Annotated in this window: 15 protein-coding genes; 7 read left to right on the plus strand and 8 right to left on the minus strand. The window is 51.0% G+C overall.

Annotation, left to right across the window (positions count from 1 at the left end; translation table 11 throughout):
* Positions 1 to 86: 86 nt before the first annotated feature.
* Both MET42_RS0110620 and MET42_RS0110625 read right to left on the minus strand, forming a co-directional pair.
* Positions 87 to 1,277: an ammonium transporter gene (locus tag MET42_RS0110620; protein ID WP_019882946.1), complete on the minus strand. Its 1,191-nt coding sequence runs from the start codon at positions 1,275 to 1,277 to the stop codon at positions 87 to 89.
* 222 nt (positions 1,278 to 1,499) lie between these two features.
* Positions 1,500 to 2,174: a hypothetical protein gene (locus MET42_RS0110625; protein WP_024929274.1), complete on the minus strand. Its 675-nt coding sequence runs from the start codon at positions 2,172 to 2,174 to the stop codon at positions 1,500 to 1,502.
* A 79-nt stretch (positions 2,175 to 2,253) separates the two neighbouring features.
* Here MET42_RS0110625 and MET42_RS0110630 point away from each other — a divergent pair, with 79 nt between their 5' ends.
* Genes MET42_RS0110630 through hslO form a run of 3 tightly spaced genes read left to right on the plus strand, consistent with a single transcriptional unit; the run spans position 2,254 to position 4,348 of the window.
* A complete protein-coding gene (locus tag MET42_RS0110630; protein WP_019882949.1) occupies positions 2,254 to 2,562 on the plus strand; it encodes a DUF3301 domain-containing protein in 309 nt (102 codons plus the stop codon).
* A 5-nt stretch (positions 2,563 to 2,567) separates the two neighbouring features.
* Positions 2,568 to 3,440 (plus strand): tRNA glutamyl-Q(34) synthetase GluQRS, encoded by an 873-nt coding sequence (gene gluQRS / locus MET42_RS0110635; RefSeq protein WP_019882950.1) that lies wholly within the window; start codon positions 2,568 to 2,570, stop codon positions 3,438 to 3,440.
* Positions 3,441 to 3,475: 35 nt separating this feature from the next.
* On the plus strand, positions 3,476 to 4,348 hold the full coding sequence (hslO, locus tag MET42_RS0110640; RefSeq protein ID WP_019882951.1) for an Hsp33 family molecular chaperone HslO: 873 nt from the start codon (positions 3,476 to 3,478) through the stop codon (positions 4,346 to 4,348).
* Positions 4,349 to 4,362: 14 nt separating this feature from the next.
* Here hslO and MET42_RS0110645 read toward each other — a convergent pair whose 3' ends face one another.
* On the minus strand, positions 4,363 to 5,157 hold the full coding sequence (locus tag MET42_RS0110645) for an RNA methyltransferase (protein WP_019882952.1): 795 nt from the start codon (positions 5,155 to 5,157) through the stop codon (positions 4,363 to 4,365).
* An 844-nt stretch (positions 5,158 to 6,001) separates the two neighbouring features.
* Here MET42_RS0110645 and MET42_RS0110650 point away from each other — a divergent pair.
* From MET42_RS0110650 to MET42_RS0110660, 3 genes are all read left to right on the plus strand, one after another.
* Positions 6,002 to 6,718, plus strand: a complete 717-nt coding sequence (locus tag MET42_RS0110650) for a pseudouridine synthase (RefSeq protein ID WP_019882954.1) — start codon at positions 6,002 to 6,004, stop codon at positions 6,716 to 6,718.
* A gap of 44 nt (positions 6,719 to 6,762) precedes the next feature.
* Positions 6,763 to 7,086, plus strand: a complete 324-nt coding sequence (sugE, locus tag MET42_RS0110655; protein WP_019882955.1) for a quaternary ammonium compound efflux SMR transporter SugE — start codon at positions 6,763 to 6,765, stop codon at positions 7,084 to 7,086.
* A 114-nt stretch (positions 7,087 to 7,200) separates the two neighbouring features.
* Positions 7,201 to 8,175: a diguanylate cyclase gene (locus MET42_RS0110660; protein ID WP_019882957.1), complete on the plus strand. Its 975-nt coding sequence runs from the start codon at positions 7,201 to 7,203 to the stop codon at positions 8,173 to 8,175.
* Positions 8,176 to 8,212: 37 nt separating this feature from the next.
* Here MET42_RS0110660 and MET42_RS0110665 read toward each other — a convergent pair whose 3' ends face one another.
* Both MET42_RS0110665 and MET42_RS0110670 read right to left on the minus strand, forming a co-directional pair.
* Positions 8,213 to 8,653, minus strand: coding sequence for a bacteriocin (locus MET42_RS0110665; RefSeq protein WP_232411486.1), 441 nt, complete (start codon positions 8,651 to 8,653; stop codon positions 8,213 to 8,215).
* Between the two features lie 44 nt (positions 8,654 to 8,697).
* Positions 8,698 to 9,141, minus strand: coding sequence for a glycine zipper domain-containing protein (locus tag MET42_RS0110670; protein WP_019882960.1), 444 nt, complete (start codon positions 9,139 to 9,141; stop codon positions 8,698 to 8,700).
* A 119-nt stretch (positions 9,142 to 9,260) separates the two neighbouring features.
* On the opposite strand from MET42_RS0110670, the gene MET42_RS0110675 reads away from it, so the two are divergent.
* The gene (locus MET42_RS0110675) at positions 9,261 to 9,860 is read left to right on the plus strand and encodes a lipocalin family protein (protein WP_369751509.1); all 600 of its coding nucleotides are present in this window, start codon (positions 9,261 to 9,263) and stop codon (positions 9,858 to 9,860) included.
* Between the two features lie 60 nt (positions 9,861 to 9,920).
* On the opposite strand, the gene MET42_RS0110680 is transcribed toward MET42_RS0110675, so the two are convergent.
* The 3 genes from MET42_RS0110680 to MET42_RS0110690 form a co-directional block, all read right to left on the minus strand.
* Entirely contained in the window at positions 9,921 to 10,358 is a 438-nt protein-coding gene (locus MET42_RS0110680; protein ID WP_019882964.1) for a BON domain-containing protein, read from the minus strand.
* Between the two features lie 145 nt (positions 10,359 to 10,503).
* On the minus strand, positions 10,504 to 11,019 hold the full coding sequence (locus MET42_RS0110685) for a BON domain-containing protein (RefSeq protein ID WP_019882966.1): 516 nt from the start codon (positions 11,017 to 11,019) through the stop codon (positions 10,504 to 10,506).
* 140 nt (positions 11,020 to 11,159) lie between these two features.
* Complete coding sequence (locus tag MET42_RS0110690; protein ID WP_019882968.1) at positions 11,160 to 12,590, minus strand: CHASE3 domain-containing protein; 1,431 nt, start codon at positions 12,588 to 12,590, stop codon at positions 11,160 to 11,162.
* Between the last annotated feature and the right edge of the window lie 307 nt (positions 12,591 to 12,897).

Below are 12,897 nucleotides of genomic sequence, written 5' to 3' on the forward strand. Positions count from 1 at the left end.
AACAAAAGGCCTGTCATCAAAAGTGGCAGGCCTTTTTGTTGGTTCAGGCGCACAGAGAATCAGGCAGCACAATGATGTGTGACTGATCAATCCCCAGACACTGAAGGAATCTTATGAATACTCAAATCTGCGCCGTCAAATTCCGACTCGGCATCCAGTCGAATACCTACCGTTTTTTTGATCAGGCCATACACAATGGCACCGCCGACCAGTGCAATGACGACGCCTGTGAGTGTGCCGATAAGTTGACTGATAAAGCTGACACCGCCCATGCCGCCTAAAGCAGAACAGCCAAAAATACCGGCCGCCAAACCGCCCCAGGCGCCGCATAGGCCGTGCAGCGGCCAGACACCCAGTACATCATCAATCTTCAGGCGGTTTTGAGTCATGGTAAATGCCCACACAAACAATGTGCCGGCAACGGCGCCGGTGACTAATGCGCCTAGCGGATGCATCACGTCAGAGCCAGCACACACGGCCACCAACCCCGCCAGAGGTCCGTTATGTACGAAACCGGGGTCATTTTTACCTAGCACCAGGGCGGCCAGCGTGCCGCCAACCAGGGCCATCAGCGAATTGACGGCCACCAGACCTGAGATGTTTTGTATGGACTGCGCAGACATGACGTTAAAACCAAACCAGCCAACCGTAAGTATCCAAGCACCTAAAGCGAGAAAAGGGATGTTTGATGGTGGGTAAGCATGCAAGCGGCCGTCTTTGGTATAGCGCCCATTACGCGCACCGAGCAGGATAACCGCCGCCAGTGCAATCCAGCCGCCCATGGCATGCACCACGACTGAACCGGCAAAGTCATGAAAGCCTGCGCCAAAATTAGCTTTTAACCAGTCTTGAAAGCCGAAGTGGTTATTCCAGGCGATGCCCTCAAAAAACGGGTAGACAAAACCGACGATGAGAAAGGTGGCGGCCATTTGCGGATTGAATTTGGCGCGTTCGGCAATGCCGCCAGAGACAATCGCCGGGATAGCCGCGGCAAAGGTTAACAGGAAAAAGAATTTAACCAGGTCATAGCCACTTTTCGCGGCCAATACATCGGCGCCGCTGAAAAAATTGATGCCATAGGCAATGCTGTAACCAATGAAAAAATAGGCGATGGTAGACACACAAAAATCCACCATGATTTTGACCAGGGCATTGACCTGGTTTTTTTGACGTACAGTGCCGACCTCCAAAAAGGCAAATCCGGCATGCATTGCCAGCACCATAATGGCTCCAAGCAATACAAACAAGACGTCATTCGCTGACACTAATGCTTCCATTTCGCTCTCCGACTAATAGTGGTGAAAGTTGGCGTTTTGCCTGATGGCACGCCTTATATTGAATACGCACTATTAAAATGCGCACCAATTTAATGCGCATGGCTAAAGCAAATATCAGACCATTTTTATGTGATTGATTTTAAAGGCACTTACTTTGAGGACTACGCGAAATTGCACCAAAACAGAACCAACAAAAGTGCATTGCACATTTTTGGTGCAATTTTACATAATTTCTGGTGGCTGCAACTGTTTGAGCATTTCAACCGCATCAGGATGTGCCGCCCAAAAATAATAAAACTCGCGCACAGCATTTAAAAACAGGTGACGGGTATTTTTGAGGTTAAACAACGGCAAGGTTGCATCAGCAGTGATACGAAAGGCATTCTTTTCAGACAAGGGAGCTTCTCGCAGGCGTAACAACATCAGTTTCGCCATCCGCGTGCGCAGTTCAATATCCATTTCCTGCTTGTGCTCCATGGACTTGAGCGCTTTGACATAGCCATTGAGCGCCCACAACTCTGAAGTCTCAAACTTTTCAGACTGCAACGCTGGCCAGACGGACTGTAAATCAATCACGGCCGGCTGCCAGCCGATAGGATGCAACTCAAAGCCAACCGACTCTGCATATTGCATCACGGCTTTCACATCCCCGCGCCAGAATGGGTAGAACTCGCGGATAATAGTGAGCAACTCAGGCCAGCGTTGTGCCGGTTTATCGTTCAGGCAATCATCAACCGCCTGGCGATAGGCCGTGCTGGTACACTCCTGATCTGCCAGCAAAGGACTTAACTCAGCCAGCAAGGCATCGCGTTGCGCCATAATGGCGGCATCCGCCCCCTTGCCATGCAATAAATTATAATAGGCTTGAATAGCGTCTGCTTCGCGACTTGAACTCATGACAGGTTGCACTGATATAGGAATATGAACTTGAAACATCATACACTGAAACATATGATCGCTTTACGGGAGAACAACAATGGCTGAATGGGCTTTATTGGCCATTTTAATTGCAGGTGCATGGTTTTGGATGGACTCTGTCGCCAAACGCGAGGCGGCTTTAAAGATTGGACGCCAACTGGCAGAACGTTGCCATTTGCAGTTTTTAGACGAAACCGTTGCCTGCTCGCGCGTGGGCTTTGCCCGGGATGGCAATGGCCGCATGCAATTGCAGCGCACTTATACTTTTGACGTCTCCAGCCAGGGCATAGAACGCATGGCCTGCCATTTGCAACTGCGCGGCGCACAGCTGGTGGCCTGGCATATTCCGCCCTACGCTGCACAGTAATCAACATGGTGGTTGGCCGCTTTGCTCCCTCGCCTACCGGGCCACTGCACTTTGGTTCACTGGTGGCCGCGGTTGCCAGCTATTGCGATGCTAAAAGTCGTGGCGGGCAATGGCTGTTGCGCATAGAGGACGTTGATCAAACCAGGCACGTGGCGGGTGCCAGTGAAGCGATTATTCATACCCTGCAACACTACGGCTTTGTGTGGGATGGCGAGATTGTTTATCAAAGCCAACGCAATGAATATTACCAAACGGCATTGCAGCAACTGCGCCAGCGCAGCCTGGCCTATCCCTGCACCTGCTCACGCAAAGAGATTACTGATTCCAGCACGCTGCTCGGCATAGAAGGAGCCATTTATCCCGGCACTTGTTTGCAGCATCCAACCAAACCAGGTGCAGCCGCTGCCTGGCGCATTAAAACGGACGCCCAGACCATCAGCTTTCAGGACCTCATTCAGGGCCACCAGCAACACCATATGGCGAGTGACATTGGTGATTTTGTCGTTAAGCGCGCTGATGGACTGTTTAGCTATCAATTGGCGGTGGTGATAGATGACGCCTTGCAAGGCGTGACGCATATCGTACGTGGTGCTGATTTACTCAATTCCACAACGCGGCAAATTTACCTGCAACAATTACTCGGCTACCCCACGCCAATCTACGCCCATCTTCCATTGGTATTAAATGCCGACGGACAAAAATTGAGTAAACAGACATTGGCCACGGCATTACCTGAAGACAATCTCGTGGACACACTGGTCGCCGCACTCACTTTTCTGCAACAAGCCTTGCCGAAAAATGCACAATCGCTATCGCTGGCAAATCTATGGCAATGGGCGATAACGCACTGGCAGTTGCCAAAAATTACCAGCGCTTAACAATCAGTTTTGCCTGCAAATGGTAAAATGTCGGTATGAACCAAGATCGTAACCAAGACCAATTACACCCGTTTATTTTTGAGCAGTCTGCCGTGCGTGGCAACTGTGTGCAGCTTGACCAAAGCCTGTCGACTGCGCTTGAGCATCAGTCATTACCGCCCGCCCTGAAAAAAGCCATAGGCGAATTCACCGCCGCCAGCGTGCTGCTCACTGCGACGCTCAAAATGCAGGGCAAACTGATTTTGCAATTGCAAAGCCAGGGCGCGCTGCAATTACTGGTGGTGGAATGTACCTCAAGGCTGAATATCCGTGCCACGGCCAAAGTCGGCGCCGAACTGCATGGCGACAACTTGACCGCCTGGCTCAAACAAGGGCAATTAGTGATTACGCTGATGCCAGAAGAAGGCGAGCCCTATCAAGGCATTGTGCCGCTAGAAGGTGACAACATCGCCAGCATGCTGGAGAACTACATGTTGCGCTCACAGCAAATCGATACCCGTTTATGGTTGGCGTCAGATGGCGAGCGCGCCTCAGGCCTGCTACTGCAAAAATTGCCGCAGCAACAAGAAAGTGACCTCGATTGCTGGAACCGTGTGCAGCACCTGGCAGGCACGGTCACCGAACAGGAGTTATTAGACCTGGACACGGTCACTCTGCTGCAGCGCCTGTTTGCAGAAGAAGATGTGCGCTTGTTCAGCGGCCGTGAAGTGCAAGCATTTTGTAGTTGCTCACAAACCAGCGTCACCAATATGCTGCAAATGCTGGGCATGGCCGAAGTACGCAGTATCATTGAAGAACAAGGCAGCGTGCAGATTCAATGTGACTTCTGCAACAAGCACTACGTGGTCGACGAGCAGGAAGCGCTGGCCCTATTTGACGAAGATGATGACCACGAGGTCACGCACTAATACCATTTAAACCATTACCCAGCGAGCAAGCGTTGGCGCTGACACTCAAACAGCGCCACCGCAGTCGCGGCTGCGGCATTCAGTGATTCCAGCGCCAATGTTCCCTGATGCGCCATCGGAATGGTGATGCAGGTACTGACGGCAGATTGCAAGGCGGCAGAAATCCCCGCGCCTTCATTACCCACCGCAAACAACACCCGCTCACGCAAGGCTTGCTCATACAGACTCTCACCCTGCATGGTCAGCGCCAGCGTGTGGCCATCAAAACTGTGCACCACCTCAACAGCATCCACGCCTTCCACCACCGGCAACACAAACTGTGCACCCTGCCCGCCGCGTAAAGCCTTAGGCGACCAGGCATCCGTACAGCCTTTGCTCAGGTAAGCCACCTGCACCCCGGCCGCAGCTGCGGTGCGTAATATACTGCCCAAATTACCGGGATCCTGAATATCTTCAATCAACAAGGCAAAATCAACCTTTTCAGGCAGCGCGGGTTCAGGAATATCCACCAGCGCCATCACCCCACTGCTAGACGCCACCGGCGCCAGCTCGGCAAACATCAAGGTCGGCAGCAGCATGGTATCCACATCAGACAACTGCTGAATCAAACCAGTCGCTTCCACCGTACTATGGCCTTCCGGGATAATCAGCAAGCGCGGCTCACCATAGGTCTGGCAATATGCCTCAATTAAATGCACGCCCTCGAGCAGCGTTGACGCTGTTTTCCTGCGCTCACGAGACTGATCGAGCAGTTTGCGTAGCTGTTTGAAAACGGGATTATCGCGGGAGGTGATGTGTTTGAAGGCCATGGTGGGGATTATACGTGAATTGCTTGGGTGGCTGATTTTGGGATTGGGAAGAAAGGTTATTCTTTAGCCATTCACCACTTGCACACCGCCAAAGTTCTTTTCGCCTTATTGGCGAGTTACTTTTTTTGCTTGCCCCAAAAAAGTAACCAAAAAGAGGGCACCCAGCCATCACGGCCTTCGGCTCCCTTGCGTTGCTCAACAAAATAAGCGGTCACGAAACTCGCCCTAGCAGCTTGCACACTACGCAAGCTGCCGCGGAGCTCAGACAGTCGCTCCCTCTACTCTTATTTTGTTTCCGCTACTCAGCGTGATGGGATGGGATTTATCTCATCTAACTTGCATGGATTTAGTTTGGACGGTTTAAAAACCGGATTCTTTTGTTAAACCTGCTAAACGATGGCACTCGTAGGTTTTCGGGGTCCCCATCTGCCGCGCCGAGCAACGCAGGGTTGGCGGGAGTCTTCGGCCATCGGCTGTCCGAGTTCCGCAACAAGCCACGTTCTGTGTGGCTTGTCAGGGCGAGTTTCGATGGACGCCCGGCAAGCCGAGTAGCACAGGAATCAAGCGGAAGTTGGGGTGTCTTGTTCTTTGCCTTCTTTCTTATGGACAAGCATAAGAAAGAATGGTCGCCGGAAAGGCGAAATAGATCGATCATAGAATAGTCTTAGCTTTGGGCAAGCAAAGAAAAGTAACTCGCCAAAAAGGCGAAAAGAAACCTTCCAATCCAATACAATCGCGAGCAAAAAAATCCCTACAAGTAGTCACCCCACGTAAGAATGACCTTCTAGCACATAAGAAACCCAGTCACACCAAAGCCCACTTCCAATTCACGTATAATCCCATCATGGCAAAAACATTAGATCTAGAACGTATCCTGCACCGTCAGGGCTTTGGCACGCGCAAGATGTGCCGCATTTTAATCATCAACGAAGAAGTCACCGTCAACGGTGAACTGTGCGATGACCCGGACGCCAAATTTGCTCTGGATGGCGACCTGCATTTCACCGTTAATGGCGAGGCCTGGCAGTATCGCGAACATAGCTACCTGCTGATGCATAAACCTGCGCATTATGAATGCACGCACAAAACCCAGTTCCACCCAACCATTTACACGCTGCTGCCTGAGCCACTGGTAGAACGTGGGATTCAATGCATAGGCCGCCTGGATGAAGACACCACCGGTTTGATTCTGCTGTCGGATGATGGGCAGTTTATCCATAAAGTCAGCTCTCCCAAGCACCACGTGCCTAAAGTGTATGAAGTCACTTGCAAGCACGCCTTGAGTGCCGCCGACCTTGAGCATTTGCTGGCTGGTGTCAAACTGATTGATGAGGAAGAAACCATTGCAGCACTGGCGGTGACCAGCATTTCTGCAACGGTGCTACACATGACCCTGGCGGAGGGAAAATACCACCAAGTCAAACGCATGATTGCCGCGATTGGTAATCGTGTCGAGGCATTGAAACGCATCAAAATCGGTCAACTGGTATTGCCTGAAACATTGGCGGCTGGCCAGTGGCGCTGGCTGTCCGCCGAGGACTTAATCGCTGTCCAGTCTTGATTTACGCGGCAGCCTTGAATCGCATCACTTAAAAAGGAAACTTTATGACGTGGCTAACCCTGGTTATTGCTGGCTTGTTTGAAACGGCCTGGGCCATAGGATTGAAATATACGGATGGCTTTACCCGCTTCTGGCCTTCATTCTGGACCATTCTCGCCATGATTATCAGTGTCTGGTTACTGGGCCTCTGCGTCAAATCGTTGCCAGTCGGCACGGCTTATGCCGTCTGGGTGGGCATCGGTGCTGTGGGGACGGTGATTGGCGGTATCTGGCTGTTTAACGAGCCGGTATCTGCCTTGCGTATCATTAGCCTGGGCTTGATTATGGCGGGCATTATTGGTTTAAAACTCGCGACCACACAAGCATAAGCGCAGCCTTCTGCCTGTCAAAAACTCACCTGGAAAAACAGTTGTATTTTTTTGTATAAATCATAAAAAACGCGGTATGATCGTTACAACATCCCTGTCAAAGGATCGAGTGCTTTGCAAATACCAGCTATTCCTGCCAATGAAATAGAGCGCTTGCATGTATTACGCGCGCTCGCCATCCTTGATACGCAGGCAGAAGAACGTTTTGACCGGTTAACCAGAATTGCGACGCGCATGTTTAATGTGCCGATTGCGCTGGTCAGCCTGGTCGATACCAATCGCCAATGGTTCAAGTCCTGCATGGGGCTGCAAGTCTCAGAAACCTCACGCGACATCTCCTTTTGTGGTCATGCGATTTTGGGTAATGACACCTTCGTCATCAATGATGCCTCCAAAGACCCCAGGTTTCTCGATAATCCGTTGGTGACGGCTGCACCACATATTCGCTTTTATGCTGGCAGGCCAATACGCACCACCCATGGGTTTAAAGTCGGCACCTTATGCCTGATTGACTCGCAACCACGGGAGTTTCCAGCCCGTGATATAGAAGACCTCGATGACCTGGCAACCATGGTAGAGAGCGAACTGGCGGCGATTGAACTGGCGACCATGGATGAACTGACCGACCTCAGTAATCGACGCGGCTTTATCATGCTGACGGAAAAATACCTCAATTATTTCAGCCGTCACCAATTGCATGCCTCACTGGTGTTTTTAGACCTGAATGACTTTAAGATCATCAACGACACCTATGGCCATGATGAAGGCGATCGTGCCTTGCAAACGTTTGGCAAAGCACTGAAACAAATGGGCCGCAGCTCGGATATTTTTGCGCGACTGGGTGGCGATGAATTTGTGATCTTGCTCGCCTGCACCCGTGAACAAGAAGCACATATTGTGACGCAAAGGCTATGCCATCATTTAGACATGATCCGGCAGCAACTGCGACAACCTTATAAAATATCATTCTCACAAGGCATCGTCGAGTTTGATCCCCAGCAACCAAAATCCGTGGATCAACTGCTGCTTGAAGGGGACACCATGATGTACCAACTGAAAAAAGCCAGTGCTGCGCTGATGGGAAAATAACCTGCGATCAAGCAAGCTGGTCGCAGGCGATGGTGAATTAACTGCCCAGCAACTTTTGCGCTTTGGCTGTTGCGTTATTGGCCGAACGTTTCTTTGCGCTGGCTGCATGGTGAGTTTTACCGGTCCCGGCCTGTTGTGCCACACAGGCGCCGCCTGCACTACCCAACCCTGCACCAAGCACGGCCAATAAACGGCCGCCACCTAATCCACGCCCAAGAATCGCACCGCCAGCACCGCCCACCGCGCCACCCAGCATGGTATGAGGTTGAGTCTTGCCGCCATTGGCGACCACGCTGCCAACGGCACCGCCCACCGCCCCGCCTAATACTTCCCCGGCGGGGCCCAGCATCACTGCGCCAATGGCCGAACCAGCCAAACCACCGACACCACTGGCGCCGACGGCTTGATTGTTGCAACTTTGTGCCTGCACGACATGACTCATGCATAACAGGCCGACTGATAATATCCAGATTCTCATGGCAGTGACTCTAGGATTAACGCTTCACGCGGGATGACAGGGGTTTAATCATGATGATGACCGCGGCCATGATGGTGGCCATGTTTTTTGCCTTTTTTACCACGGTAACTTCTCTGGTATGGATCAGGTTCATCAATCACCTTACCGACCACCGCACCACCGGCACCACCAACTCCTGCACCGACCACGGCGCCAGTCGTGGTGCCGCTGACTTTACGGCCAACCATGGCACCCGTTGCGCCGCCAGCGGCACCGCCCAGAATGGCCCCTGTACGACCAGCGCGGCCAGTTGTCGCTGCCCCACCCAGGCCACCGCCTACGGCACCGCCAATGACTTCACCCGTACTGCCACCGAGTACGCTACCAACCGCAGTGCCTGCAGCTGCGCCGACACCGCCACCGAGACCGGTTTCCAGATTATCTGCCATCGCAGTCGTCGATAACAATGCCAACACACCCCATACCTTGCACATCTTTAAAAACTTCATCATCTTCCCTTATTTGAATTAACTACTTGCTTGAATGTTGCCTTGATTGAATTTATGTTATTTTAAACTGTCTTGTCAGTCATGACGGGCTTTATATCCTTCATCTACACACTCACATCATGTTAGCTACCCGTTTATCACTACTCTGTTCACCGCTGCTTGCACTCACCTTAATCGCTTGCTCAGCGCCTTTGCCACCGCAAGCTGAACAGGCCATTGTGCGCCGTTTTGACCCGACCCAATATGTGGGTACCTGGTATGAAATTGCCAGGCTGGACAACACATTTGAAAAAGGGCTGGAACAGGTGACCGCCACCTATAGCCTGGAAGCAGATGGCACGCTCAAAGTAATTAACCGTGGATTTAGTCCCGAGAAAAACGACTGGAGTGAAGCCATAGGCAAAGCCAAGTTCGTCGATCCCGCCAATGCAGATGGCAGCCGGACTGGCCGCCTTAAAGTGTCTTTCTTCGGCCCATTTTATGGGGATTACAACATCCTCGAAGTAGACCAGCCCTATTACAACTATGCACTGGTGAGTAGCGGTCGTGACTACCTATGGATACTGTCGCGCACCCCACAACTCACTTACCCGATCAAACAGCACCTGATGGCCAAAGCCAAAGAACTGGGATTTGCCACTGATCAGCTATTGTTCATCCGCCAGTCCAACCAGGTTGAGTACGAATCCGGTCGACATGTGATGCCCCAGCATCACTAACTCCTGCCGCGTCAATCCACTGGAGATTAACGCGCGGGAGGGCTGCCCCTCCCGCTCTGTTCATTGCGCGTCAATCTGCTCGCTTTCGGGCCGACCGCTTTCAGGACCCGCCGCCGGCGCATCCATCACTGGATCCAGACCAGCAGGCACGGGCGCTGGCACGACTTCACCGGTGCTGTAACGTAATGCACCTAACACCGCGTAAACACCATCCGCCTGCTTGGCTAATTGGGTCACGGTCTCCACATCCTGCTTGGAGGCCACCTCACCACTCAGCTGCACCACGCCTTGCGCATCGGCATCGACCTGAATGCTCGACACATCTACACCATGTGTTTGCAACGTATTTTTCACATTATCAACCACGGTGTCGCTAGGCAAAAAGTTATACATGGGCTCAGCTTTGGCCAGCACACCCGCAGCCAGCGCATTTGCGCTGCCACCCACTAATAAAGCAATCATCGTACTCATCGCCAGATATCGGTTCATCTTATTCATGATGTTTCCTTTCTGTTGCATAAGGTGGCGAGTTGTTCAAGTTGTACAGAGGATGAATCAGTCAACACATGAAGAACAACCCGCCGCAAGAAAAAAGCAAGCTACGCACTTGGGAGAGAATATGTAGCTTGCGAGGGGGTGTTTATTAACCTTTAACCACAATAGCGTTTTTCACAGACTTCACGCCTTCAACGCTGGCCACCAGTTGCTCGGCTTTGGATTTCAGCGCAGCCTCAGACACAAAGCCACTAATCAGCACTTCACCTTTGTGTGTTTCCACGCTGATTTTGAGGGACTTCAATGACTCCTCTTCCAGCAAGCGGGCTTTCACTTTAGTGGTAATCCAGCTATCAGACATGGCGCCTTTAATCGCTTTTTGACCAGTTTGTGTTTTGAGCTCTGCATATTCTTCGTAGCTCAAACTACCATCTTTATCATGGTCAAACGCTTTGAAATCTTGTTGCTTAACTCCTTTGTCCTGTTGCAGCTCGGACCAATTCAGTGAGTTATTGGCATTCTTGTCCAAGGTGTTAAATTCTTCCAGGTAGGGTTTTTCACCGTTCTGGACTTCCTGCAGATCGAATGCGAAAGCATTTAATGTGATGGTTGTCGCCAACAGGCCGCCAAAGATTGTTGCTTGTGTGTATTTTGACATTAACATGAGCGTCTCCTTTTTCACGCGTTACACAAAACAGTTCTGCTGTCTTGTGTGGCCATATTAATGAGGTGCGCGTGTCAGGTCAGTCGTCCAACGACTGAATGTCATGTCAGAATAGGCCTACAGTGAGGCGGGGGCTGCACTCAGGCAGCAGAAGGATCGCTCTTGAGATATGGCAACAGTACGCGCGTGCTGGCGCCTTGTTGCGGAGCGCTGGTGATTTCATAATGCCCGCCAATCGACTCCACACGGTTACACATACCGCTGATACCATGGGTGCTATTGGTGAGTTTTTCCGGATCAAAACCGATACCGTTATCCACGATCTCTAATTTGATATGCTGATCGTCATGCATTAAATGCACGGAGACTTCGGTCGCCTTGGCATATTTGCTGCAGTTATTTAAACTCTCTTGCACCAAACGGTAAACAATCAGGCTGACGGTCTCGTTAATCGCCATTTCCTGCTCTGGCATAATAATATCCATTTGCCACTGGTTACGTGACCTGGCTTCATCAATCAGGTTCTGCAACGACGCAATCAGGCCAAAACTCTTAATCATGGCCGGGTGCAGGTTTTGTACGATTTCGCGTTTAAAATTAATACTGCGATCCAGGTACTGATTGGTCTTTTTGAGCTTCTCGGTCACCTGCGGCAACTGATCCTTCACATGCTTGATCGCCCAGGAAATATCCATCTTGATCGCTGTAAGCAAAGAACCCAGTTCATCATGTAACTCTCGGGATAATTGATAGCGCTCATGTTCAATATTGGTTTGCGCCTGCAAGGCCTGGCCCTGCACAGTAGTGGTCAGGCGCTGGATATTACGCTCATACTCCGCGTTCTCATCGGTCAGGCGTATATATAAATTAGCCTTCTCCGCCAGTTCGCGTAACAAGCGGCGTATCACCAGCACCACCAATGATACAAAGATCAGCGGGCAGGCCATGACAAACCAGCGCATCAGTTTGCGTGTCGTATCCCGCGTATCGGCCACTTCGTCACGGTAATCCAGCACCAGCTTTTCAAACTGGCGGGACAATACTTCAATATTACGGCTTTCCTTGATCCCGGAATCCAGCTTGACTACTGCCAATGCTTTATCAAACTGGCGTTTTTTAGCAAAATCAATGGTCACGCTCATTTCAGCAGACTTCTTCACAATACTGTTCACCAGCTCGCTCATGGTGGTTTGTATCACCGGATGTTTGACCAGGTTAGTATGGTTGAGCAATTTATTGATGTTGCGTAGATGCTGACTCATTTGCTTGGTCGCATCATCATAGGGTTTAAAGTAGTTTTCTGAGCGCGTGAGCAAATACCCGCGCTGCGCACTTTCGGCAACGGCCAGGTTGGACTGGGTTTTCCAGGTTTCGAGCAGCAACTGGTCGAGCATGGCTAATACGTCGGTTTTTTCGCGGGTGGTGACAATAAAGCGGTCATTCACCACCAGCATGGCGGCCGCCAGCATCAGACTGACAGTGAGCAAAGCCACCGTGTTACCGCCAAAGGTATCACTGATTTTTTCCAGCCGATCAAGCAAGGCGATAAGGTAGGTTCTGAATTTTTGCATGGCGGTTGAGTGAAGAGATTGAAAAATCAGGCAATCCGGCGTAACGTTTTTTGCGTGTATTGTTCACAATATATCAAACGCATCATAGCGGTGTTGCGAACTAACAGCAACGTAAAGATGTGTTGCCTTGTGAATTAATGCACTGTCAGAGAATTCTGACTTTGATATCGGTGGCTGGCCGATAGGTAGATTGCATGCCAGTTGGATAAGATGGCCACATGTTGAAAACACTTTTCGTTTAATCAACTGTCCAATCAGTCATAACGGTTTATTTGTTATGTGAGTAAGACACTGAACTACGTATGTA

The organism is Methylophilus sp. 42, from assembly GCF_000384155.1.
Taxonomy (GTDB): domain Bacteria; phylum Pseudomonadota; class Gammaproteobacteria; order Burkholderiales; family Methylophilaceae; genus Methylophilus.